We start from the raw sequence: 23,573 nt of genomic DNA on the forward strand, positions 1-23,573 counted from the left end.
GATGTCTCTACATACATAGGAGAAACATCATGTCATGGAAAACAATTGTTAAACGTAGTTTAGCGACAGCATTATGCTTAGCATTATTGGGGGGCTTTTCATCTTTAACATGGGCGAAAAAAAACACAGCAGAGAAAAACGCAATAACACACTCTCAGCCAACTGAATCTACAGAAAGCGTAAAAGGTATTGATATCAACCAATCAAATAAAGTGAGTATTAATAACGCAACGGCAGAAGAGCTGGCTCAAAAATTGAATGGTATTGGCAAACAAAAAGCAAAAGCTATTGTCGAGTACCGGGAAAAATACGGTGCGTTTAATACCATAGAAAATATTTTGGAAGTCCAAGGAATTGGCCCTGCGTTTTTAGAAAAAAATAAGAATAAACTCATGCTTTGATGTCATGGCTCCTCATTCGAATGATTGGGGAGCTACTTATGATATGGCTATTTATTAATCTGATTTACTGTTTTATGGTAAATAATTTGAGAGCTAAGTCTTATTCGTGATATTTATTCAGCATATTTCCCGTACATTTGTTATTTTTATGTTATCGGAATATAAACTGGTCGGAGTAGTTATGACAACAAAGATTAAAGTTCATGGTTATCATATTGATGTATTCCAGCACGTAAACAATGCACGCTATTTAGAGTTCTACGAGGCAGACCGCTGGGAGTGGATGAATAAGCGCAACTTTATCAGTTGGGCAATACAAAGCAATTTAACCATGGCTGCCGTGAATATCAATGTGAACTATATTCAGGGGGTATTGCTGGGGGATGAACTCACTGTTGTGACACGGATGGATAAAATCGGTTCTAAAAGCGCGGTGTGCTATCAACAAATTATTCGTAATAAAGCAGGGCAATCAGAAGTCGTCTCTGATGCTTATGTCACTTTCGTATTTATTGATAACCTAACTAATAAAGCGATTGTGATTGATGAAGAGCTGCGTGAGAAGCTGGAGTCATTTAATGCGGTTATTGATGATTTTATTAGTTAATTAAATGAAAGCCTACCTGATCTTGATTATCAGGTAGGTAAACTTGCTTGCTGCATTATTTAGCTTGTAGTTGTTTTAATGACTGCATTACAGCTTCTTTTTGGTTTAAGTATTCGTTTAAGCCATTGCTTCTTAAATGGCAGGCTGCACATTCACCGCAGCCATCGCCTTGAATACCATTATAGCAAGTTAGCGTTTGTTCTTTGATGGTGTTAAGGTGACCGTAACTATCAGCTAACGCCCAAGTTTGGGCTTTGTTTAGCCACATAAGGGGCGTCTCGAAGCGAATATCCTTTGCTAAACCAAGAGTGACAGCGTGATTAAGCGCTTTAACAAATTCATCACGGCAATCGGGGTAACCTGAAAAATCGGTTTCGCATACGCCAGTGATCACTGCTTCTGCTTGGACCTGATAAGCGTAAATTGCTGCTAGGGTCAGAAATAAGATATTGCGCCCAGGTACGAAGGTACTCGGTAATCCACTCGCCTCGCTTTTTTCAAAATCAGGGACAGGGATGTTATTTCGCGTCAAACTACTCACGGCTAATTCATTGAGTAATGTGACATCTAAAACTTTATGGGCTGTTGCGCCTAATGATGCACTTAATTTCAGCGCAACTTCAATTTCTTGACGATGTCGTTGTCCATAATCGAAAGTGACACAATGCACCTCATCATAATTTTCTAAGGCTTGGATCAGACAAGTTGTTGAGTCTTGCCCACCACTAAAGACGACAACCGCGCGTTTCATAGTCACTCCTTGGTGATAATTCATGTAATTCAAGAAAATGAGGTTTTAGTTTTCCATGTTAGCGAGGTGATAACATAATTAACAGTTTTATTTTTATAGGTTTAGTCTATTTGATGTGCTATTTATCCTATTATTCTTTAATTTGTATAAAATTATTCTATAATAAAGCGAATTGGTGACACTATTATTTTTTTTGAATGATGATGTTTTGCATAATAAGGTTTCCAATATTAAAAACATAACAAAAAGCATTTACACCTAAGCCAAGAGAGCAATCATGTTAGATAAAATAGACAAAAAACTGCTTTGTTTATTGCAAAATGACAGTAGCTTATCCCTCAATACACTCGCTGAAGCGGTTAATTTAACCTCTACACCGTGTTGGAAGCGCCTAAAACGTCTCGAAGATGAAGGCTACATTCGTGGACGAGTTACGCTACTTGACGGCGAAAAGCTGGGGTTAGGCTTGACGGTTATCGTAACGATAAAAACTCAGCACCATAATAGTGAGTGGTATGAGCAATTTGTGTCATTTGTTAGTCAGATGCCAGAGGTACTGATGTTTTACCGTATGGCGGGGGAATATGATTACCTGATGCAAGTTGAAGTGCATGATATGAAATCTTATGACCTTTTTTATAAAAAGCTGGTGAATGGTGTTCAGGGTTTAATTGATGTCACTTCAAGCTTTGCGATGGAAAAAATCAAATATACAACAGTTTTACCTATCCCTGATTAGATTGTCGGCAGAAAAGACAATATAAGGCAGCTTAAGGCGTATAAATTAATTAAAATCATTCAAGGCAGCAATACGTGCGATTATTTTCACAACTAAAATGGTATTTTTTAAGTGAATGGCGGCGCTATCTCGGCGCTGTTTGCTTTTTGATTGTCATTGCTATCTTACAGCTCATTCCTCCTCGCATTGTTGGCGTGGTTGTTGATGGGATTAGCAAAGAAACCATGCCGAGAAGTCAACTAGTCAACTACGTCCTGCTAATGTTATTCATTGCATTAATTGTTTATGGCTTGCGATATGTTTGGCGGCTTTGGCTATTTGGTGCCTCTTATAAACTGGCTGTTCAACTACGCCAGAAATTCTATCGCCAATTAAGTCTGCAAAACCAAGCATTTTACCTGAAATATCGTACAGGGGATCTCATCGCTCGTACGACAAATGACGTAGATCGTGTCGTATTTGCAGCAGGGGAAGGGGTGTTAACGCTAGTTGACTCGTTGGTTATGGGATGCGCTGTTTTAATTATGATGAGTGTTGAGATCAGCTGGCAGTTAACCTTACTGGCGTTGATTCCGATGCCAATTATGGCTATCGTCATCAAGCGCTATGGGGATCAGCTTCACCATCGGTTTAAGCATGCCCAAGGCGCATTTTCATCATTAAACAACCATGCACAAGAAAGTTTAACCAGCATTCGCATGATCAAGGCTTTTGGTCTTGAAGACCATCAATCTAACCAGTTTGAGCAAGTGGCGACCGAAGCAGGCCGCCGTAATATGCATGTCGCAAAAATTGATGCGCGTTTTGACCCAACGATATTTATGGCAATCGGCATGGCGAATTTACTCGCTATCGCGGGTGGGAGCTGGATGGTATTAGATGGTTCGCTCACGTTAGGTGAACTCACTAGCTTTATTATGTATTTAGGGCTAATGATTTGGCCAATGTTAGCCCTGGCTTGGATGTTTAATATTGTTGAACGCGGTAGTGCCGCTTATAGCCGAATTTTAAGCTTATTAAATGAGCCACTGGTGATTAACGATGGCTCGCATTCATTGCAACCTGAAAAAGGTGAATTGAGTGTGAACATTAGCGCTTTTAGCTATCCAGAAACAGCTCGAACCTCGCTATACAATGTCCAATTCAACTTAAAACCAGGACAGTTTTTAGGTATTTGTGGGCCGACTGGATCAGGAAAATCCACATTATTAACGTTATTACAGCGACAATTTGATGTGACTGACGGGGACATTTGCTATCAAGGGTTGCCGTTATCTGAAATCAAACTAGATGAATGGCGTGCAAGGTTATCGATTGTGAACCAATCCCCTTTCTTGTTTTCAGATACTGTGGCAGGAAACATTGCTCTTGGCAGACCAGATGCCACGCAAGCTGAAATCGAAGAAGCGGCACGAATTGCCTGTGTGCATGATGATATTTTGCGTTTGCCAGAAGGTTATGAGACGCAAGTGGGTGAGCGGGGCGTTATGCTTTCAGGGGGGCAAAAACAACGTATTTCTATTGCACGGGCAATTTTACAAAACGCAGAAATATTGGTGTTGGATGATTCCCTTTCCGCAGTGGATGGGCAAACAGAATTTACTATATTGCAGAACTTAAGCCACTGGCGACAAGGACGAACGTTAATTATTAGTGCTCATCGGTTATCTGCCTTAGTGGAGGCCGATACTATTTTAGTGCTATCTCAAGGGACAATAACCGCTCAAGGTGAGCATGAATTTCTAATAAGTCAGCCAGGCTGGTATAAAGATATGTATCATTATCAACAAATTGAAGCGGCTTTGGATGGTGAACTATGAGCCAGAAAAAACCACTTTGGCCAGCATTAAAACGGCTTCTCTCCTACGGGAAAATTTACCGTGGCACGATGGGTATTGCTATTGGTATGTTATGGCTAGCTGCAATTGCGGAGGTCAGTGGGCCTCTGCTCGTTAGCTACTTTATTGATAATATGGTGGCTAAAAAAGAAATTATCATGCCACTGACCTTGTATATGGTTATTGGTTTTATATTGCTACAGGTAATTGCTGCGCTACTGCATTATTACCAAATCATTTTATTTAATAAAGCCGCTGTCGGCGTGGTGCAAAACTTGCGTACTGATGTGATGAATGCGGCGCTTCGGCAACCGTTAAGTGCATTTGATAAACAGCCCGTTGGTCAGCTAATTTCTCGCGTTACTAATGATACTGAGGTGATCAAAGACCTTTTTGTTATGGTTGTTCCGACGGTGTTTCGTAGCTTAGCGCTGATTTGCGCCATGTTAGTCGCGATGTTTTCCCTTGAATGGCGAATGGCATCAGTTGCAGTAATGATTTTTCCTGCTGTATTTGTTGTGATGATAGCTTATCAACGTCTAAGCACACCGATTATTCGTCGAGTTCGTTCATATCTTGCGGATATAAATAACGGTTTTAATGAAGTTATTAATGGTATGACGGTGATCCAACAATTTTTGCAGCAAGCTCGGTTTGGCGCAAAAATGCAGGATGTGAGTCAAGAGCATTATAAAGCGAGAATGAAAGCATTAAAGCTGGATGGTTTGTTGCTACGTCCATTACTTAGCTTATTTTCTGCTTCTATCCTGTGTGGTTTACTATTCTTATTTGGCATTGAAGGGACAACAACGATTGGGGTAGGCGTTTTATATGCTTTTATTAATTATTTAGGCCGATTAAATGAACCGCTAATTGAATTAACATCACAGCAATCGATGTTGCAGCAAGCCGTGGTTTCTGGTGAGCGTGTTTTTGAGTTAATGGATAGCCCACAGCAAGGCTATGGCGAAAGCATTGCTCCGTTACAAGGTGGCTCAATTACCATTAATCATCTTTCTTTTGCCTATCGCGATGATAAATTAGTTTTGAATGATATTAATCTGCATGTGCCGAATAACCACTTTATTGCGTTGGTTGGCCACACTGGAAGCGGTAAAAGTACGATTGCTAACCTGATTATGGGGTATTACCCATGGCAAAAAGGTGAAATATTGCTGGATGGTCGTGATTTACACACTTTGTCTCACCAAACTTTGCGTAACGGTATTGCGATGGTTCAGCAAGATCCTGTCGTATTAGCGTCTTCATTTTTTGATAATGTGGCATTAGGGCGTGATGTTAGTCAAGGTAAAGTATGGGAAGTGCTTGAAACTGTGCAACTTGCAGGCTTAGTTCGACAGCTTCCGGAGGGTTTAGATACTGTACTTGGCGAGCAAGGAAATACACTGTCTGTTGGGCAGCGGCAGCTATTAGCGATGGCTCGGGTGCTAGTAGTTACGCCTAAAATTCTTATTTTGGATGAAGCAACTGCAAATATTGATTCAGGCACAGAACAAGCGATTCAAAAGGCGTTACGTGTTATTCGTGAAAATACAACGCTGGTGGTAATTGCGCATCGCTTATCAACCATTGTTGATGCTGATGAAGTGATTGTGCTGCATCGTGGTGCAATTGTTGAGAAAGGGACTCACTCGCATCTTTTACAACAAAAAGGGCGTTATTATCAAATGTACCAGTTGCAACAGGTCGGTGAATCCTTAAATGCCCGCTGTGATGCTGGGATTGAGGTTGTAACTAGCTAATTATTCTGCACTATTATAATGCATCCTAGAAAACCACTCATTCGAGTGGTTTTTTATTTTGTTGTTTCTAATTGAATTTAAACAATAAATAGTTTTTGGCATGAGATTTGCTCATAAGTCAGTAGCGCTCATAGAGGATGAGCGTGCTATTGAGATGACTTATAGGAGTGAGAATGAAATATATCATCGTAATCATTAAGCCATTTAAATTAGATGAGGTTCGCGAGGCGTTGTCCGAAATTGGCATTCAAGGGATGACAATGACAGAAGTGCGTGGTTTTGGACGACAAAAAGGGCATGCTGAATTATACCGAGGGGCAGAATATACCGTCGATTTTTTACCTAAAGTGCGAATGGAGATTGCCGTTCCAGATGAGTTAGTCGAGTTAGTCATTGAAACAGTCGAGAGAAAGGCACACACCGGTCAAGTTGGCGATGGAAAAATATTCATTTTGCCACTTGAGCAAGCAGTACGAATTCGTACGGGTGAAAAACAAGATGAAGCACTTTAGGAGAACGGCGATGCGTAAATGGTTTCAATATATATTAATAGCAGCAAGTAGTTTTCCAATGACTGTTTTGGCTTCCCAAGAGGGATTAGATAAAGCAGATAATGCCTTTATGATGATATCCACTGCCTTGGTGATTTTCATGATTGTACCAGGTATTGCTTTGTTTTATGGCGGGTTATTAAGAAGCAAAAACGTACTTTCACTTATGGCACAGACGACAGTAATTCTAGCGTTGGTTTCTGTTATTTGGATTGTTTATGGGTACAGCTTAGCATTTAGTGAGGGGAATGCATTTTTTGGTGGATTTAGCCTTGTGATGTTAAAGGGAATTACAGTGGAAAGCTTATCCGCAACAATTCCGCAGTTTGTTCATGTTGCATTCCAAGGGGCGTTTGCATGTTTAACCGTGGCGCTAGTGATCGGAGCTTTAGGCGAGAGGATTAAATTTTCAGCCGTTTTAATTTTTACTGTTATTTGGACCACTTTTGCTTATTTACCTATGGCACATATGGTTTGGGGGGGCGGAATTCTTTCACAAGATGGGGCATTGGATTTTGCGGGAGGAACTGTCGTACATATTAATGCGGCAGTCGCAGGCTTAGTTGGTGCTTACTTACTTGGCCATCGTACAGGGCTTGGTAAAGAGGCGATTAAACCACACAACTTGCCGATGGTATTTATGGGAACATCCATTTTATTTATTGGTTGGTTTGGATTCAATGCAGGCTCTGCGGGAAGTGCTGATGGTATAGCTGCTTTAGCCTTTGTTAACACCGTTGCAGCGGCTTCTGGTGCGATTTTATCGTGGACATTGGCGGAATGGATTTTTAGGGATAAACCGTCTTTACTTGGTGCTTGCTCGGGTTGCTTAGCTGGACTTGTTGGGGTCACTCCTGCGGCTGGAACTGTTGGCGTTGGCGGCGCATTAATCATTGGGCTGCTTTCAGGGATTGCGGGTTTATGGGGCGTGGTAATATTAAAACGTAAGCTGAGAGTCGATGATGTTTGTGACGTTTTTGGCGTTCATGGTGTCTGCGGTATTTTAGGTTGCTTGCTGACAGGGGTATTTACCTCAAGTTCATTAGGAGGAAGTGGCTTTGCGGAAGGCATCACGATGCTAAAACAGGTCGGTATCCAAGCGTTTAGCATCTTAGTGTGTGTTGTATGGACCGCTGTTGTTGCATTTATTGCTTTTATGGTTGCAGCGAAGACATCAGGGTTAAGAATTGGTGTCGAAAAGGAAAGAGAAGGTTTGGATATTACTTCCCACGGTGAAAGTGCTTATAACTAAGGCTGCCACGTACTTTTATTTATGAATTCAGGATAAAACTGTGTTCTATTCAAATTGATAATGGCAGTATACACAACACTGCCATTACCTTTTTGCTGAGTAAGTAATCACTTACTTTTCAATCGATGTTGTCTAGCGAGGTTGCCTTTGACGTATAACACCTTCTTGCACAGCTGTTGCAACAAGATCACCTTGAGGATTGTAAATTTGCCCTTTCACAAAGCCTCTTCCGCCAGACGCTGATGGGCTTTCGACTGCATAAAGTAACCAATCATCGATTTTAAAAGGGCGATGGAACCACATTGAGTGATCAATGGTCGCGACTTGTAAATCTCTTTCCATAAAACCACGACCGTGGGGCTGTAAAGCGGCAGGTAAAAAATTATAGTCAGAAGCGTAGCCTAATAAATAATGATGTAGTGAAGGTATATTGGGTAATTGCCCTTTAGCTTTAAACCAAATATAGCGGAATGGCTCTTGAGGTGGCGCATCAAATGGGCTGTAGAATTCAACTGGCCTAAATTCGAAAGGGTTAGGCCTTAAGGCATATTTTTTGACGGCTTCAGGCAATTTATCGGCCAATGCTTGCACAATATCATCTTGAGAAATTAATTGAGAAGGAGGTGGAACGTCAGGCATCAAGTTTTGATGTGAATATCCATCTTCTTGGGTTTGAAATGAAGCCGTCATAAAGAATATTGGTTGGCCATTTTGAATGGCACTGACACGGCGTGCACTAAAACTTCCACCATCACGTAAAATTTCCACGTCGTACACAATAGGGCGAGAGCTATCGCCAGGACGTAAGAAATAACTGTGAAAAGAGTTAATAAAGCGATCTTCAGGAAGCGTTTGTTCAGCGGCATACATGGCTTGCCCAACAACTTGACCACCAAAAACTTGTGGTAAACCAAGGTCTTCGCTTTGCCCTCTGAAAATACCTTCTTCAATTTTTTCTAGTTCAATGAGGCTAATTAAGTTCTGTAATTCTGGGCTCATAATTACCTTAATACCGTTAAAAATAATGAGATGTCGGTATTTTCCCATTATTTTACCAAAATAGGTAGATAGATTGTGTAAGGGTAAACTAACGCTTACTTGCAGTTACAATTTGAAATATTATTTTGTTATTTTATTCAAATTGGTTATACTTTTTTCAATTCCCACATCAAAAAAAGATTCTCCAATTTCAAGTTTTTTAAATATGTTATTAAACATTGCCTTATAGGTCATAATTATGATGTTCTTACGCTACTTAGTTAGCTTTATATTTGTTTTTTCTTTAATCGGCTGTGAAGGGAATAACACGAAGCCAGGTGAAAAAACACTGAATAGTAAAACTAGCCATAACAACCAAACTGTTGATTCAGGAAAAATCGAAGGGCGTGTTGTGATTGTGCAGAGCTCTGTTATACCTGCAGGTGCGGTTATGACTGTTACGCTTGCAGATACTTCAATAACGGATTTGCCTGCGCTTATTTTGTCTCAAAAATACTATGATTCATTCAATAATCGCCCGACCATACCTTTTGAGTTAACTTATCATAAAAATGAGGTAAGGCCTGAAGGTAAACTGACTGTGAATGCAACGGTTAATGCTGATGGAAAGCTACTTTATATCACGGATTCTGTGGTTGAAGTGATTAATAATGGTGTTACCAAAAATATTGAATTATTAATGGTGCCTGCCAATTAACGTTATTTTTATCGCACCTAATTTTTCGATTTTACGGTTAATAGGTTGTCTTTTTTGTGTAATAAATCAGCACTTAGCCGCAGTATTCTTGCTATTTAAACGGCGATCGAGCATAATACATTTGCTTCGAAAGAAGCATTCAATGGGGGCTCTGTTGGTTCTCCCGCAACGCTAACTTGTTAACTTGGTCAGGTCCGGAAGGAAGCAGCCATAGCAGGGGTCGTGTGTGCCGGGATGTCGCTGGCAGGGCTCCCACCCAAAATTTCATTTCTTACTTTATCCTTTAATATTATTTAAATACATTCAACCCAGTGCTAATAACTAATAAAGTTACCTTTAATTTATTTAACATTTAAATTTTATATAAGTGTTAAGGTGGTTTTGTGTTTTTAAATAATGCCTAATATATAAATAGAACAAAGTTAAAAATATCGCATTAATTGTTAAAATGAGTTGCTTTTTAAGTTTGAGAGGAAAATAAACAGCGTAAAAGGGGTATTAGCATTAAAATAATGCCAATAATTGTGTTTGAATAATAATGAGTTCAGCCGATAAATGTTGTTACCGGCTATAACCATTTACTATCTGTGCGTGTTTCTAAGATATTATCTAACAAATTTCCAAACAGAAGCTGGAATTTTATCGTAGAGTTTATTCATTGTCAGTTCAGCAAGGCGATGATCTGCTGCTGAGTAGAACAATTCCAATTCATCATCAGATAATTCATACTTGTTTTTTTCAATCACTCGCTCAAGTGTTTCAATTGTTGTGCATTTTCTTAAACGCATCAGATAATCAGATTTGGTCATAACGCCCTTTCTTTTATGAGAAATAACTCGGTAATATACAATATGATAGTTAGACTAAAGATAAATAAAGCCTTTAAGTTTTGCTGGTTAGACATTTTAGATCGTCATCCAGCACAGCGACAAGGTTTTGATTCATTGTTTCCCAATCAATAATTTCACTCAATGTGATGACAGGGCTACCAAATAAATCGTAAGTCTCATCGAGATATTCTTCGATTAATGAAATAACAAGATTTTCTTTTGGATATTTGATTTTAAATCGCCAAACAAATGCTGCGATGTGCTCTATGAGTTCATTAAGCGCCGCACTTTGGTCAGAGCTTAAGTCATTAATCCAATGTGTATTTGTTTGTTGTAAACTTAAAATAGCGTCCCGATTCAGACTATTACATAAGTATTTAAGTTCTGCTATATCATGTCTTTTGGGTGAGTATTCATCCATAATCACCTCCGCAGGCGAATCTGACGTTTGCTATGTATCTTTTTATATCAATAATACAGCCATAATAACTAATTAAAAGCACTTATGTTCAATGTAAAAACATGGGTTGTTAATATATTGAAAAATATAAGGTTATTATAAAAACATTGAATGTTTGAAGGTTTATACTATTAACATAAGTAATATTCAAATACAGGCTAGCAGTGAAAACCGCCTCAGTGTAAGAGCAATAATATCACTATTATGACATAAGTCACCCTCTATTAACCACTTTTTTCTACTTTAGAGGGGATACGGGATTTTCTGACTAAACACAATTTTATAGTGTATTTAAATCACCCGTGTATTTTAAATACAATCAGAGATGAAAGTTGACATAAGACATCTTATAAAAAGTATTACTCCATTCAGAGTATTTAAATAGTTTTATTCAACCTATTAGATGAGGTATTTAAAAACCTTCACAAAATGAAGTAAAGGTTTTTAAATTAGGTTGCAACTTAGAGATAGAGATTTAATGTAACGCCAGGTTTCAGGTCTGCCATTTTGACTCCAGAGTTCCAAGTCATTAAATCATTCAGCTTGATCCCGTGGCGTTTTGCAATACTGTAATAAGAATCACCCTTGCGAACTTTGTACACTGTGCTTTTACGACTATTACCGACTGGTGCGGCACCTGAAACTTTGAGCATTTGGCCTGGTTTAATCACGCTAGCTGTTTTAAGGCCATTTAGCTTCTGAATGTTTTTCGCTGTCGTATTGAATTTTTGAGCAATACTGGCGATAGATTCACCTTTGCGGACTTTATACGTGGTGACCTTGGCACGATTTTGGCGAGCCGTTGAAATCGCTGTTGGTTGTGTTATTGCTTTAATTTGTTGATTTTGCACAGTGGCAAGGCGAATTGTTTCTAAAACCTCTTGGTCTGTTAGTGAGGTTTTAAATTGCTCTGCTTTTGCAGTAGGCAACATAATATAGTGTGGCCCTGTGGGAGATGTAATCCCTCGGGTATAACCAGAGTTGTAGGTTTTGACGGATTCAACTGTTAACCCTGCCAGCTCAGCCGCTTGGGATAAGGTAATTTGTTGACCGACATCCACTTGTGTTAGTGCTCTATTTTTATTGCTTGTCGGTAAATTAACTTGATACTGCTCTGGATTTTTTAATACTTTACTTAGTGCTAAAATTTTAGGGACATACTGTTTAGTTTCTTTCGGTAATGATAGTGACCAAAAGTCAGTTGGAAGGCCAGCTGCTTCGTTCTTTTTAATCGCGTTTTGCACACAACCTTCACCGCAGTTATAAGCCGCTAAAGTGAGTGCCCAATCATGGCCGAACATCACATTTAGGTTCTCGAGTAAATCAAATGCAGCATTGGTAGATGAAAGAACATCTCTGCGCTCATCAACCCATTGAGTTTGTTTTAACCCATAAGAGCGGGCTGTGATTGGCACTATTTGCCACAAGCCAGCGGCTTGTGCTGGGGAGGTCGCTTTGGGATTAAATGAACTTTCAATAATTGGGATTAAAGCGAGTTCCATCGGGAGGTTACGTTCATTAATTTCGTCTACGATGAGGTACATATAAGGCTCAGCCCTTAATGCCACATCGTAGACAAAACTTTGTTTATTCATATAACTGTTGGCCATTTCCCTAATTTGTGGGTTATCAGGGATGTCCATTTTTAATTCATCACTAATATAGCCCCATAAGTCATAATCAACTTTAGATTGTTGTCGACTAGCCGCTTGGTTATGTGAAGCAATGGTTTCAATTGTATGATTTACTGTGGGTTTATTCTGCTTAACTTTTTTCGGGGTAGTTTGGCATCCAGCCAGCAGAACAATGGCGATAAGCGTCGCGATTATCTTCATTTTTTTCTATTGTTCTTCATTTTAATGTTTAAAAGTCGAACAATAATACTTACCCCACCCCGATATGACAATCAATAAACTTCAATATTGGTCTTTTAATTGACGTAACAGGGTAAAAACGGCCCTCAAAGGTGGATTTTGCATATTAATTTGCAATTTTTTCTGTAATTGCTGATTATCACACTGAAGAAAAATATTTATCTTTTTCTCTGTTTTCAATGTGGTAGGTACTGTAGGTTGATGTTTGTCACGCATTTGCGTTATCTTTTGTAAATATTGTGTAATTGCTTCATTTTCAGGCCAAATATGATGCGCAAACTTTAGATTTGATAAAGTATATTCGTGGGCGCAACAAATGAGAGTGTCATCGGGCAGGGCAGCAATTTTCTGAATAGATTGATACATTTGTTCTGGCGTACCTTCAAAAATACGGCCGCAGCCTGCGGAAAATAAAGTATCACCGCAGAATAAATAAGGTGCTTGATAGAAACCAATATGGTCAGTGGTATGCCCAGATAAAGAGATAACCTGGAAGTTGAAGTGATTGACGACGACGTTATCGCCATCTGCAACTAATTCAGTAGCGCCTTTATCTGCGGTTTCTTTTGAACCAAATACAGGTAACGTTGTAAATTTGTTTAAAATATCTTCCACACCACCAGTATGATCATTATGGTGATGGGTTAATAAGATGGCGACAGGGGTTAAGTGCCTCTGGGTGATTATTTCGAGCACAGCCTCTGCCTCCGCAGGGTCAACGATGATACACTGTTTTTGGTTATCTGCTAAAACCCAAATATAGTTATCATTTAAAGCGGGGACTCGAATTAACTCCATAGTGACCTCGAAAACTGTTTAATAGGGGAATGTCATGAAGCCTGCGCGTATTGATAAAAAAATTCAAATGCCCGTTAGTTGGTCTGATATTCCTTTTGGCGAACAATACCAGCAAGCCCTGGAAAACCAGCTTCGTCCTTGGTGGCCGAAAATGTTTGGTTTTCATCTCCTTAAGTTAGGGCATTTAAGCACTGAAATCCATACCGAAGAATGTCTAATCTCCCATCAATTCAATGTGGGGGAGAACGACCCTCGCTTTAACCTTATTGCGCAGCCCGATGCCTTACCTTTTACAGCAAAGTCGATTGATGCTTGTTTAGTCTCACATTGTTTAGCATATAGCCATGATCCACATTGGCTATTGAGAGAGGTTGACCGCGTATTAATCGATGATGGTTGGCTGATTATTACAGGGTTTAATCCATTTAGCCTCGCAGGGTTAGCAAAGTTAGTTCCTGTTTTACGTAAAAGACAGCCTTATTGTAGCCGTTTCTTTCCATCGGTTAGGGTATTTGATTGGCTGAGTCTATTAAATTATGAAGTGTTATATCATCGGAATTGCCACGTAATTCCATGGATGAGCCCGCAGCGGTGGATCAATAAAAGCGGTGGTGGAATTGGTGTGCTTAGTGTCATCGTGGCGAGAAAACGAACATACCCGCTCACGCCAACACCATTAAAATTCAAACAACCGAAAATGAAAATTGGCACCGCATTAGGGGCAGCAAAAGAGTTAAGTAAACGCACGAAAAAGCCAAGTGCTTAGTCTTTTGCGGGTTGATATCCAGTGTCTTCTTTTGTTGGAGATGATGCAGCTTCGCGTGCTAACTCATCACATTTTTCATTTTCAGGGTGGCCTGCATGGCCTTTCACCCAGCGCCAATCAATCGTGTGGGGTTGGATTGCTTCATCAAGACGTTTCCATAAGTCCACATTAACGACTGGGGATTTATCGGCTTTACGCCATTGCTTACGTTTCCAGCCATGGATCCATTGAGTAATACCTTGGCGAACATATTGGCTATCTGTGGTTAGGATGATATCACATGGTCTTTTGAGGGACTCAAGGGCAACAATGGCAGCAAGCAGCTCCATGCGATTGTTAGTCGTCATAAAATAGCCGTCACTGAGCGTTTTTTCATGTTGTTGATAACGAAGGACAATACCGTATCCACCTGGCCCTGGATTACCCAAACAGGAACCATCCGTGAAAATTTCTACCTGCTTTGTCATTTCTGGTACACTCTATAATATTCATTCACCTCTAGTTTGACACAAAATACCATTATGAGCACGGCGATAACCCGACAAATTGTCCTCGATACTGAAACAACAGGTATGAATAAGCTTGGTGTTCATTATGAAGGCCATAATATTATTGAAATTGGCGCGGTTGAAGTCATTAACCGACGCTTAACTGGTCGTAATTTCCATGTTTATATCAAACCGAATCGTTTAGTGGATCCTGAAGCTTTTGAGGTTCATGGGATCAGTGATGAATTTTTACAAGATAAACCCGTCTTTGCTGACATTGCTGATGAGTTTCTTGAATTTATTCGAGGGGCAGAATTAGTTATTCACAATGCGCCCTTCGATATCGGTTTTATGGATTATGAGTTCCGTAAACTGAATAGAGGGATCCCACCCACAGCCGATTTTTGTACTATCACGGATAGTTTGGTGTTGGCACGAAAGTTATTTCCAGGTAAGCGCAATAACTTAGATGCCTTATGTGACCGTTATTTAATTGATAACTCTAAACGTACGTTGCACGGCGCTTTACTCGATGCTGAAATTTTATCGGACGTGTATCTTGCGATGACGGGGGGGCAAACGTCGTTATCATTCTCGATGGATGCCGAATCAGCAAATAATGAGCAAGCATATGAAATTCAACGTATTGAACGACCTTCAAGTGGTTTAACTGTGTTATATGCTTCTGATGAAGAACTTATTGCTCATGAAGCTCGTCTTGATATTGTTGATAAGAAAGGTGGAAAACCTTGCCTTTGGCGGCAGTCTGATGAAGAAGAAACTTTGCATTAGTTTTGAGTGGTTTTTGCTAAGCGTAATAAAGGTGCGGTGATTTATCCTATTATTTGGGCTAAAAACTGTTCAACTGCGCGATTTTTCAAGAAAAAGTATTGACTGCTTAATGAAGTGTTCGTAATATGCATGGCGTTCCCAACAGGGAACATTCGGAGCGGTAGTTCAGTTGGTTAGAATACCTGCCTGTCACGCAGGGGGTCGCGGGTTCGAGTCCCGTCCGTTCCGCCAAACATTGAAGCCCTGAGCATTTGCTCGGGGCTTTTTTTATCTTTTTTATGCGAATTCTACTTTGCATTTTATCGTAATTTGCCCTTCACATAAATTTTGTTTCATTAATTCATATCGTAACAAATTGGTGTTATACGCATAGAATGCGTTTATTGTTTTTGTATATGACGATTTTGCAACGCATACTGCTAGTAAGGCTCATATTTTTGATTTCGAACAGTAACACATTTTATTTCATTATTAATATAATGACGGTAATTAGGTGCTTTTTTATGCGTTATTGTGACGATTAAAAAATGTTTTTTTTTATATCATTGATGAACTATTTCAGTTTGAAATGTTATTCTAACAATCATTCTCATTTTTATAATGCTTAGAAAAGTTGAAAAGTAAAGAGTACATTTTCCTTTCCCAAAGATAAACTTGGCGTACTCGATCTTAACACTAGATATTGAATTTTTTTTAGGTGAAAAACCTTAATACTCGTATTTGGTGTTAAATCTCCATTCAAATAATACATTCCATGCCAATTTGTAACAAAATGAAAATACCTATTAAATTGGGTGTCTCTAATATATATTTAAAAAAATAAGTAATTATATCTATAACTTAATTCGCGCATATTAAAAACAAAATAGCAACATTTAAAATTAATCTATTAATCACATAGTTACTTATTAATTTAATACTCTGATTACGTGTTTTTTGTTGTTTTTAGATAGGGAAATGTTGCAGAAAAAATACTTTGATAGTTGTGGGCTATTGGTTTTTTGTTTTTTAATAGCTTTAAACATTTTTACACGATTTTGTATCCATTTATATTATTAAGAACAAATTAGTTACGAATAATTAATTTTTGAATTATTTAATCAAGAATATAAATATATTAATAATTAGCTTTTATAGAGTTATACGAATTATTTCACCGTTGGGAAAGTTTTGGAAATGCTTATGGAATCAAATAAGTTAAGTTATTATGCTGGTTTTTTCTTACGAAAATCTAGACGAGAAAAAAATCTAACTGGTAAGCAATTAGCAAAGTTAATGCGTGTAAGTCAGCAACAAATTTCTCGTTATGAAACAGGTAAAACACCGTTAACCTTAGATCAATTACATCAGCTATTATCTCTACTCGATAAAAGTTGGGTTGACCTCATTCTCTTTGTTCAAAATGAAAAAGAGAATGAGAATAATTTAAAAAATGAAATAGAAGAAAAGGAAAATTACTCATTAGGTCGGTACTTAATGGATTTTGTCTCTAGTAAAGAATAATAATTATATTGCGTTAATTAAAACTCAGTGGTCAGATTATATTTTATAAAAAACACAAGAAAGTGTTTTTTATACTATGTAATTTTCTATTTGTTATATTTTGAATATTAATTAGAGAGAACAATATGTTTAATAAAAAAATGGCATCTGTATTATTATCTGGGATTATTGCTGCTTCTTTTGCTACTGTTGCAAATGCAGATACGCGTACTGCTCAAGCGACAGCAACATGGCAAGCAACTGCAATTAAAGACACAACAAGTATGTTAGTTGTTACCCCACTTAAAAGTTTGACTTTCAATTACGCTGAAGGACAAAAAAGCTTTAACCAGCAAAACGGTGCATTTGATATTGCTATCCAAGGCCAAGCAGATGCAACTGATTTTAAATTAACATCAAAAATTATTGCAAATACCTTAGCAAGAACAACTGATGATTCTACATTAGAAGTTGGTGTTAAATGGAATGGTGCAGATTTAGACTCGACTACTGATACAACTTTAATTGATGTCGCACAAGGTATCACTTCAGGTTTAGACAACTTAGCTGCAAATGGCTCTTGGGATGTTTCAGACCGTTCAACAGACCGCGGTGAGTTTACTTTCGTTATTGCTAACGCGAAAGCAGCTGGTGTAGACGCAGAATTTAAAGATTTAGCTGATGGTGTTTGGGATGGTGATGTAAAAATTCAGTTTACAGCAAACTGGGAAGGTAGCTTCACTACTCCATAAGTTAGATCGTTAATTAAATAATAAATTTTATATTACGATAAAGAGAATATAAGGATGTTGATCTTTATCGTTTTCTATTTGAGTTTTTATAATGAATAAAATCACATTTACAGTTATTTTATTATCCATGTTACCGTTAAAAAATAGTTTTGCCGTTAACGTTGGTAATATTACGGAAATTATTTCTTCAGGTGAAGAAACCTTAGCAAAAGAAATTGAAAATACTGTTGATGCGGCAAGATTGGTTAACTTAAGTATTGAAAAGATAGACTCTCCACTTGAGGGTGGAAAGGTTATCCCTATTAACGATCCTAACGAAATACTGTCAACACCAGCGAACATTATACTTCCAGGCAAATCACGAGATATTTTTAAAATTATCTATCAAGGCCCGAAAGACGAACAGGAACGTTACTACCGGTTAAACTGGACAGATGACCCAATTAGTGAAAGCGGAATGACTAAAAGTACCAAGTCAGCGTCTGCAACGACATCCGCAACAATAAGTACAATTTTAGTCGTAGCACCAAGGATTGAAAGTTTTAAATATAATTATGATAAAAATAAAATAGCTAATTTAGGGAATAGCTCTTTTCGGGTTGTTGCATCAGGCCCTTGCTTAACCGAAAAGTTAAAATATGGCGCAGAAGGTATTTGTCGTGAACGTTATTATCTCTTACCTAATTTAGCCGTTAACCTTCAGTTGGTTGATATAAATAATAAAAAAACAAGTGTTGGTATTTGGCACAAAGGGGAGTTTATTGTTGTCAAATAATTAGGGTTAGGTCTTAATTATGCGTAAAAGTGTTATCGCGTTATCAATAATGAGCTTTATTTTTTCAAGTACTCTTTCTGCTAAAGATATTAAGCGAATTAAAATTGGTGGGTATGTTATTCCTCCTGCTTTTGTTTTGGCTTTAGAGGAAGGAATGTCGGTGCCTGTGTTTCTACGTTTAAAATCAGATGATGGGAAAAATCAAAGTGAAGATAAAATTGCAGATGCCATCATCATTATAGCTGAAGGGAAGATTAAACTTGCCAATATTCATTTTATCGACACAAATAAAGGCCCCAAAATACAACCTTTGCTGATTGAAAGTTTAGAACAAAAAAAAGATGTTTTCTTTAATGAGCTTAATAATATTGTCGTTGATAAAAATGCAGTGCTGCAATTGAATATTGCTTCGTTTAATTTATCTCTCGATGTTAATAAAGAAGCGATTGCCGCTAATGAAAAAGTCAGACAGTTTGCATTAGGTGATTCTTCCGTTGACACTTTTTCGACGGTTGCGAACTATGATCTCGGTATTTTTGAAAGTCAGGTAAAAAAAGGAAAAAATTCATCAAGCAGCTATTTTAACTTAGACACGTTATTTGCGATTGCAGAGCACCATATAAACGTGAATGCATCAGCATACAGTATTGGTAAATCGAACTCTGATATTGAGCTTTATCGGGCAATGTATGAGCGTGACTTTAATGGCCTACGTTTTGCCATCGGGTTAATGAGTACGTGGAACTTGCAGTCTATTGCGAGTTTAACAACCTTAAATCGCAGTAAAATATATGCGGCATCTATTGGAAATAATGCTTCAAGTGTCGTAGTCAATAAAAAATACTCCCTGACACCAATTTATGTCTTTTTAAATAGTCCAGGCGAAGTGCGAATTTATCGTGATGAAAAATTATTAAATATCCAGAACTTTCCAATGGGAAGTTATGAAGTGGATACCAGTATTTTGCCCTTTGGTATTTATGACGTAATGATTGAAACTGTTGTTGATGGCAAAATTGTGACATCACAGCGTCAAACAATTAATAAGTCATTTAGTTCAAGTGGTGCTGATTTTGACAAGCTTAGCTGGGAAGTTTATGGCGGATATATCGATTTTGATAAAAAACGTTATGTCAGAGGGAAACAAGCAGAACGCCAACCATTAGAAAAAAGTTATTTGTTCGGGGCGTCTGTTGCAAAAAATTTCCCAGTGTTGTCTGGGATAAATTTTCAAATGTCGAACTACGGTTATGACAATTATTTAATTAATGAAAGCAGTATTAACCTTTCATTGAACCAATATGTCTCAATTTCTTGGCAAGGTATGGTGGAGAATCATGGCAGCTTTAGGAATATTGCGACAGTATCAACCAGTGTGCCAGACGGCTATGGCTCTGTTTGGGCTTCGAAAGAAAAAGCGGTTATTAAAGGTGACCTGCCTATTTATGATTCAAATAGCGAATCTTATGGTGCGACGTTGAACCTTGCTAAGCTTGTTGACCGAGCAGGGTCATTTACCATTAGCAGTACAACAGATAAACGTATTGGTAGTGATTCAATTAACTATGAATATTCAAATACACTATTTTCAGGCCGCTATGGCACGATTGGATTAAGAACAGGCGTCCAGCGTTACCATTATGATGACCAAAAAAGCCTGAATGAAAAATTTATCAGTCTTGATTTTTCATTACCGTTATCAACATGGTTAAGTACAGGTCTATCTTCAAGTAATGGCAATATGAAAGCCAATATTTACGCGAATAAACGTTTCGAAGATTCTGTTATTACCGATATCGGGGGATCTGTTTCTAAATTAGTGCGCGATAAAAATAATGGAGAGTCTGATTTCTCAACGATGGGTTATGCCTCCTACGAAACGAAATATAACTCAGGGATGCTAACGGTTAATCGACCTGATAATCAAAGATTGAATGGTAACTTTACATCTCGTGGTTCGTTAGCCTATAGCGATGGCACCATTATGCCCAGCGGGCAACAAGGGAAGTCGGGCGTCATCATTAATTCGGATATTTATGGGGCAGGGAGTATGACCGCTCGAGTTAATGGGCAAAGTTACCCAATTAGTGGAAAAAACACGTTTATCCCTTTATCACCTTATTCAGACTATGACATTCAATTAATGAATGATGAGAAGTCTAAAGACAGTTTTGACATTGTGTCTGGGCGAAATAAGTCTGTCACTTTATACCCTGGGAATATTGCTATCTATAAACCAGAAGTTAGGCAGTTAGTAACGGTATTTGGCCGTTTGAAATCCCCTAATGGTGAATTTATTAAATATGCGTCTATTCGTAATCATATTGGTCGTACGAAAACGGATCACAATGGTGAGTTTTCAATGGATGTTGATGTGCGATATCCCGTTATTTCTCTTTTACAAGAGGATGAGCAAACTATATGCGAAGCTGATTTAAATTTAGAAGGTGCTCGAGGCGCGTTATGGCTAGGCGATGTGACTTGCGACCCGCAGCGTACAGTCGCATTAAGGCAATGAGAATTTTATGATGATTAAACCGATTTCTTTTCTGTCTCTTAGTAGCATGATATTCAGTGCTTTATTCAGTTCAACGGTGGGTGCCGTTGCACTGAGTAATTCCATTGTTTTTGTCGAGAATGGTGTGGATGATGAATATTTTGTCACACCGAGGTCGTTAGACCCCCGCTTTACTGGCGCAAATAAATTTTCTCGTTATTCAGCAAAAAACCAAGAAAGTTTAGGGTATATGGGCTACACCAATACTTCGATTCGAGCAAATCAGAATGTGGATATTTGGTTTGAAAATTCCCCTATTGATGGCCCATTTATCGGCAACCGTTGTATGCGTAATTATTGCAACCGAGATACAGGTTATTGGCCTGCACAATACGTTGGTCGAAATGGTGCATATAAAATTGTGCAGGACAATACATTGGGAGAAGGGGCATACGCGCGAGGTATTTTTAGCGAATCAACCTATCAATATTTTAGACAGATGGCTGTTGGGGCGGTTGAAACCTACAGTTATCGTGCATGCATGACCGACTTGGATTATGACCCAGCGAAAGGGGAAAGTTGCCAAAGTGTTGGCGGGCGAATTATTGCATCCCACGAATTTACGATTACTAAATCTGCCCATATTAAGCTCAGCTCTACTGGGGCAATGCAAGAGGTTTACATTGACAGCAATGGGAACCCAAGCTTAGGCCCTGGCGAACAATTTTGCCGAATTGGCGTTGTCGCTAATGTCAATGGCTTGATTTGCCAAGTTGTAAAACACGAGACATCAGGGGATGTTTTTGCCAATGTTATATTGAGTTTAAAAGTTAACTCAACGCTGATCCCATTTACTGTTGCGGGCGCATCAATAAAAATTGGGCCTGATGATGGCTCGAATATTTGGCGTAATTATAATTCAACATATGCTGCCAATACGTATTTTAAAAGTTCGAATCAGTATGTTTCTATCTTTTTTTCCAATACCTTCTTTAAGCAGTTAATAACAAATAATGTGGATTTTACCAATAGCCAAGACTTTTTTACCTTTTCGTTTACTAACCCCGCAGCGGCGCCACAGTCAGGGTATTATGAATTTACGCCATCAAACCAGCTAGTGATAAAACCACGCGATTATAGTATCAGTATTGTACCTGCGGATTATATTCCAAACCCGTCAAAGACAGGAAAGATTGGCCCAGAAGAACCGCCGATTGAGTTTAACTATATTGTGACGACCAGTGGGCCTCGACAGGCTGACTCTATTACCGCAAGAGTAGAAGGCCCAACGGTAAATGTGAATGGTCAAAACTTTTGTCTGTTCAGTTCAGACGATGATAAATTCCGCGTGCCATTCTCGGCTTATTTATCATTTAAAAATGCTTCAGGTACAGAGGAATCTTATCGTTCAAGTTGTGATGGCACAGAAATATCGATGAATGACGCCTTATGGGCAGAAACGCCGTGGGATATCCCTAACCAAGATTTAGGTTCCTTCTATCGAACCTATCTAGATTTACGTTTTCCGATGAATGACTCTAATTCGTTGTTTACTTTGGATGGCATTGATTGGTTAGGAACGGTATCGGCCAGTGGAACCGTTGTTGTGAAAGCGATTTGGACGGGGCCAGATGTGCATCTATAAGCATGAATTGATGGTGTTATTGAAAAATAGTATGAGAAGAATAAACACAAAAAAAATTTTCGGCTTTGTATTATTTGGGGCGATATTTTCATTCTTTGGTCAGGCGCATGCACTGTATTTGAGCTCAGATATTTCAGCACTTGAGCCGAATAAAAGTTTTTTTTCGAAGGCCTACATCAATGATACAAAAAAGGTGAATTTATATACATTTAGTGCCTATCAAATAGATAAACCAGATATTCAAGAGCAGGGAAAGCCAATAGAAGATGGCGAAATTATTTTTACGCCCTTAAAAAAAATCTTATTACCTGGCGAGCAAGAGTATTTTAAAATTTTTTATCGAGGTAAAGAAGATAATCAAGAACGGTATTATAAAATTGTAATTAGTGAAACATCACTTGATGTCGAAAACGATCTCGCACAAAAACAACAATCGTTATTTTATCCAACAGTGAGTTTAGAAACTTACTTTGTCGTTAGACCGAAAAATATTAATTTCCAATATGCTATGGATGCTAATGAGGGAGTGTTAAAAAATACAGGGAATACTTATTTCAGGGTATTGGTTCACGAAAGCTGTGAGGTAAAAGATGATGAGCAGCCATTGGTTCTCAATCTGTTACCACAACAAGAGTTTCGCCATAATATTCTAAAGAAAAAAAGCCGTAAGTATATTGTTATATTTGATAAATACCATTCTATAGGCAACTGCGATTAGCCTGTTTAAAGTTTCATATTATATGATTAGCCAGTAATGCTTATTGTTACTGGTTTTTTTTTCAATTCAGGTTACACATTGTTTCTTGATAATAGCTA

At 38.3% G+C, this 23,573-nt stretch carries 23 protein-coding genes, 1 tRNA gene and 1 other RNA gene; 18 read left to right on the forward strand and 7 right to left on the reverse strand.

Features of this window, described 5'->3' with window-relative positions:
• Positions 1-29: 29 nt before the first annotated feature.
• The gene (locus tag PSF27_RS18080) at positions 30-401 is read left to right on the forward strand and encodes a ComEA family DNA-binding protein (RefSeq protein WP_272539000.1); all 372 of its coding nucleotides are present in this window, start codon (positions 30-32) and stop codon (positions 399-401) included.
• 181 nt (positions 402-582) lie between these two features.
• A complete protein-coding gene (locus tag PSF27_RS18085) occupies positions 583-1,008 on the forward strand; it encodes an acyl-CoA thioesterase (protein ID WP_225820320.1) in 426 nt (141 codons plus the stop codon).
• Positions 1,009-1,063: 55 nt separating this feature from the next.
• Here PSF27_RS18085 and queC read toward each other — a convergent pair whose 3' ends face one another.
• Positions 1,064-1,759, reverse strand: coding sequence for a 7-cyano-7-deazaguanine synthase QueC (queC, locus tag PSF27_RS18090; protein ID WP_272539001.1), 696 nt, complete (start codon positions 1,757-1,759; stop codon positions 1,064-1,066).
• Between the two features lie 277 nt (positions 1,760-2,036).
• Here queC and PSF27_RS18095 point away from each other — a divergent pair, with 277 nt between their 5' ends.
• From PSF27_RS18095 to amtB, 5 genes are all read left to right on the forward strand, one after another.
• Positions 2,037-2,498, forward strand: coding sequence for an Lrp/AsnC family transcriptional regulator (locus PSF27_RS18095; RefSeq protein ID WP_206084610.1), 462 nt, complete (start codon positions 2,037-2,039; stop codon positions 2,496-2,498).
• A 74-nt stretch (positions 2,499-2,572) separates the two neighbouring features.
• Positions 2,573-4,318 carry a SmdA family multidrug ABC transporter permease/ATP-binding protein gene (locus PSF27_RS18100; protein ID WP_272681967.1) on the forward strand — a complete coding sequence of 582 codons (1,746 nt, stop codon included), beginning with the start codon at positions 2,573-2,575 and terminating at the stop codon, positions 4,316-4,318.
• Positions 4,315-6,099 carry a SmdB family multidrug efflux ABC transporter permease/ATP-binding protein gene (locus PSF27_RS18105; RefSeq protein ID WP_206084613.1) on the forward strand — a complete coding sequence of 595 codons (1,785 nt, stop codon included), beginning with the start codon at positions 4,315-4,317 and terminating at the stop codon, positions 6,097-6,099. The genes PSF27_RS18100 and PSF27_RS18105 overlap by 4 nt, the downstream gene beginning before the upstream one ends.
• 173 nt (positions 6,100-6,272) lie before the next feature.
• Positions 6,273-6,611 (forward strand): P-II family nitrogen regulator, encoded by a 339-nt coding sequence (locus PSF27_RS18110; protein ID WP_206084614.1) that lies wholly within the window; start codon positions 6,273-6,275, stop codon positions 6,609-6,611.
• A gap of 10 nt (positions 6,612-6,621) precedes the next feature.
• Complete coding sequence (amtB, locus tag PSF27_RS18115; RefSeq protein WP_206084616.1) at positions 6,622-7,902, forward strand: ammonium transporter AmtB; 1,281 nt, start codon at positions 6,622-6,624, stop codon at positions 7,900-7,902.
• A 132-nt stretch (positions 7,903-8,034) separates the two neighbouring features.
• Here the strand turns inward: amtB and tesB are convergent, their stop codons facing one another.
• Complete coding sequence (gene tesB / locus PSF27_RS18120; RefSeq protein WP_206084617.1) at positions 8,035-8,901, reverse strand: acyl-CoA thioesterase II; 867 nt, start codon at positions 8,899-8,901, stop codon at positions 8,035-8,037.
• 238 nt (positions 8,902-9,139) lie between these two features.
• Between tesB and PSF27_RS18125 the strand changes: the two genes are divergently transcribed.
• Together PSF27_RS18125 and ffs are read left to right on the forward strand one after the other, a co-directional pair.
• Positions 9,140-9,598 (forward strand): YbaY family lipoprotein, encoded by a 459-nt coding sequence (locus PSF27_RS18125; RefSeq protein ID WP_206084618.1) that lies wholly within the window; start codon positions 9,140-9,142, stop codon positions 9,596-9,598.
• A gap of 152 nt (positions 9,599-9,750) precedes the next feature.
• Positions 9,751-9,847: signal recognition particle sRNA small type (gene ffs, locus PSF27_RS18130), an RNA gene on the forward strand.
• Between the two features lie 356 nt (positions 9,848-10,203).
• Here the strand turns inward: ffs and PSF27_RS18135 are convergent.
• The 4 genes from PSF27_RS18135 to gloB form a co-directional block, all read right to left on the reverse strand.
• A complete protein-coding gene (locus tag PSF27_RS18135) occupies positions 10,204-10,407 on the reverse strand; it encodes an HHA domain-containing protein (RefSeq protein WP_004905417.1) in 204 nt (67 codons plus the stop codon).
• A 73-nt stretch (positions 10,408-10,480) separates the two neighbouring features.
• The gene (gene tomB / locus PSF27_RS18140) at positions 10,481-10,849 is read right to left on the reverse strand and encodes an Hha toxicity modulator TomB (protein ID WP_225820328.1); all 369 of its coding nucleotides are present in this window, start codon (positions 10,847-10,849) and stop codon (positions 10,481-10,483) included.
• Positions 10,850-11,349: 500 nt separating this feature from the next.
• Positions 11,350-12,723: a murein transglycosylase D gene (mltD, locus tag PSF27_RS18145; protein ID WP_272681968.1), complete on the reverse strand. Its 1,374-nt coding sequence runs from the start codon at positions 12,721-12,723 to the stop codon at positions 11,350-11,352.
• 81 nt (positions 12,724-12,804) lie between these two features.
• On the reverse strand, positions 12,805-13,560 hold the full coding sequence (gene gloB / locus PSF27_RS18150) for a hydroxyacylglutathione hydrolase (protein ID WP_206084624.1): 756 nt from the start codon (positions 13,558-13,560) through the stop codon (positions 12,805-12,807).
• 34 nt (positions 13,561-13,594) lie between these two features.
• Here gloB and PSF27_RS18155 point away from each other — a divergent pair, with 34 nt between their 5' ends.
• Positions 13,595-14,326: a class I SAM-dependent methyltransferase gene (locus tag PSF27_RS18155; RefSeq protein WP_206084626.1), complete on the forward strand. Its 732-nt coding sequence runs from the start codon at positions 13,595-13,597 to the stop codon at positions 14,324-14,326.
• Here the strand turns inward: PSF27_RS18155 and rnhA are convergent.
• Positions 14,323-14,793, reverse strand: coding sequence for a ribonuclease HI (rnhA, locus tag PSF27_RS18160; protein ID WP_272681969.1), 471 nt, complete (start codon positions 14,791-14,793; stop codon positions 14,323-14,325). The genes PSF27_RS18155 and rnhA overlap by 4 nt on opposite strands.
• A gap of 54 nt (positions 14,794-14,847) precedes the next feature.
• On the opposite strand from rnhA, the gene dnaQ reads away from it, so the two are divergent.
• The 8 genes from dnaQ (at position 14,848) to PSF27_RS18200 (ending at position 23,475) form a co-directional block, all read left to right on the forward strand.
• On the forward strand, positions 14,848-15,606 hold the full coding sequence (dnaQ, locus tag PSF27_RS18165; protein ID WP_206084632.1) for a DNA polymerase III subunit epsilon: 759 nt from the start codon (positions 14,848-14,850) through the stop codon (positions 15,604-15,606).
• A 154-nt stretch (positions 15,607-15,760) separates the two neighbouring features.
• Positions 15,761-15,837: transfer RNA gene (locus PSF27_RS18170), tRNA-Asp, on the forward strand.
• 951 nt (positions 15,838-16,788) lie between these two features.
• Positions 16,789-17,109 carry a helix-turn-helix domain-containing protein gene (locus PSF27_RS18175; RefSeq protein ID WP_272681970.1) on the forward strand — a complete coding sequence of 107 codons (321 nt, stop codon included), beginning with the start codon at positions 16,789-16,791 and terminating at the stop codon, positions 17,107-17,109.
• 125 nt (positions 17,110-17,234) lie between these two features.
• On the forward strand, positions 17,235-17,840 hold the full coding sequence (gene ecpA, locus PSF27_RS18180; RefSeq protein ID WP_272574216.1) for a common pilus major fimbrillin subunit EcpA: 606 nt from the start codon (positions 17,235-17,237) through the stop codon (positions 17,838-17,840).
• A 91-nt stretch (positions 17,841-17,931) separates the two neighbouring features.
• Entirely contained in the window at positions 17,932-18,615 is a 684-nt protein-coding gene (locus tag PSF27_RS18185; RefSeq protein ID WP_272681971.1) for a hypothetical protein, read from the forward strand.
• A gap of 19 nt (positions 18,616-18,634) precedes the next feature.
• Positions 18,635-21,133 (forward strand): TcfC E-set like domain-containing protein, encoded by a 2,499-nt coding sequence (locus tag PSF27_RS18190; protein WP_272681972.1) that lies wholly within the window; start codon positions 18,635-18,637, stop codon positions 21,131-21,133.
• A gap of 7 nt (positions 21,134-21,140) precedes the next feature.
• Entirely contained in the window at positions 21,141-22,757 is a 1,617-nt protein-coding gene (locus PSF27_RS18195; RefSeq protein ID WP_241017468.1) for a fimbrial protein, read from the forward strand.
• A 31-nt stretch (positions 22,758-22,788) separates the two neighbouring features.
• Positions 22,789-23,475, forward strand: a complete 687-nt coding sequence (locus tag PSF27_RS18200; protein ID WP_206084646.1) for a fimbrial protein — start codon at positions 22,789-22,791, stop codon at positions 23,473-23,475.
• The last annotated feature ends 98 nt before the right edge of the window (positions 23,476-23,573 follow it).

The organism is Providencia sp. PROV129 (assembly GCF_028482245.1).
GTDB classification, from domain to species: domain Bacteria; phylum Pseudomonadota; class Gammaproteobacteria; order Enterobacterales; family Enterobacteriaceae; genus Providencia; species Providencia vermicola.

Coding starts and splice junctions, on each gene's coding strand:
- tesB (WP_206084617.1), bottom strand. CDS start 8,901: ATGAGCCCAGAATTACAGAACTTAATTAGCCTCATTGAACTAGAAAAA.
- ecpA (WP_272574216.1), top strand. CDS start 17,235: ATGTTTAATAAAAAAATGGCATCTGTATTATTATCTGGGATTATTGCT.
- PSF27_RS18095 (WP_206084610.1), top strand. CDS start 2,037: ATGTTAGATAAAATAGACAAAAAACTGCTTTGTTTATTGCAAAATGAC.
- amtB (WP_206084616.1), top strand. CDS start 6,622: ATGCGTAAATGGTTTCAATATATATTAATAGCAGCAAGTAGTTTTCCA.
- rnhA (WP_272681969.1), bottom strand. CDS start 14,793: ATGACAAAGCAGGTAGAAATTTTCACGGATGGTTCCTGTTTGGGTAAT.
- PSF27_RS18125 (WP_206084618.1), top strand. CDS start 9,140: ATGATGTTCTTACGCTACTTAGTTAGCTTTATATTTGTTTTTTCTTTA.
- PSF27_RS18135 (WP_004905417.1), bottom strand. CDS start 10,407: ATGACCAAATCTGATTATCTGATGCGTTTAAGAAAATGCACAACAATT.
- PSF27_RS18110 (WP_206084614.1), top strand. CDS start 6,273: ATGAAATATATCATCGTAATCATTAAGCCATTTAAATTAGATGAGGTT.
- PSF27_RS18200 (WP_206084646.1), top strand. CDS start 22,789: ATGAGAAGAATAAACACAAAAAAAATTTTCGGCTTTGTATTATTTGGG.
- PSF27_RS18185 (WP_272681971.1), top strand. CDS start 17,932: ATGAATAAAATCACATTTACAGTTATTTTATTATCCATGTTACCGTTA.
- PSF27_RS18085 (WP_225820320.1), top strand. CDS start 583: ATGACAACAAAGATTAAAGTTCATGGTTATCATATTGATGTATTCCAG.
- dnaQ (WP_206084632.1), top strand. CDS start 14,848: ATGAGCACGGCGATAACCCGACAAATTGTCCTCGATACTGAAACAACA.
- PSF27_RS18195 (WP_241017468.1), top strand. CDS start 21,141: ATGATGATTAAACCGATTTCTTTTCTGTCTCTTAGTAGCATGATATTC.
- PSF27_RS18080 (WP_272539000.1), top strand. CDS start 30: ATGTCATGGAAAACAATTGTTAAACGTAGTTTAGCGACAGCATTATGC.
- PSF27_RS18190 (WP_272681972.1), top strand. CDS start 18,635: ATGCGTAAAAGTGTTATCGCGTTATCAATAATGAGCTTTATTTTTTCA.
- PSF27_RS18175 (WP_272681970.1), top strand. CDS start 16,789: ATGGAATCAAATAAGTTAAGTTATTATGCTGGTTTTTTCTTACGAAAA.
- gloB (WP_206084624.1), bottom strand. CDS start 13,560: ATGGAGTTAATTCGAGTCCCCGCTTTAAATGATAACTATATTTGGGTT.
- mltD (WP_272681968.1), bottom strand. CDS start 12,723: ATGAAGATAATCGCGACGCTTATCGCCATTGTTCTGCTGGCTGGATGC.
- PSF27_RS18105 (WP_206084613.1), top strand. CDS start 4,315: ATGAGCCAGAAAAAACCACTTTGGCCAGCATTAAAACGGCTTCTCTCC.
- queC (WP_272539001.1), bottom strand. CDS start 1,759: ATGAAACGCGCGGTTGTCGTCTTTAGTGGTGGGCAAGACTCAACAACT.
- tomB (WP_225820328.1), bottom strand. CDS start 10,849: ATGGATGAATACTCACCCAAAAGACATGATATAGCAGAACTTAAATAC.
- PSF27_RS18155 (WP_206084626.1), top strand. CDS start 13,595: ATGAAGCCTGCGCGTATTGATAAAAAAATTCAAATGCCCGTTAGTTGG.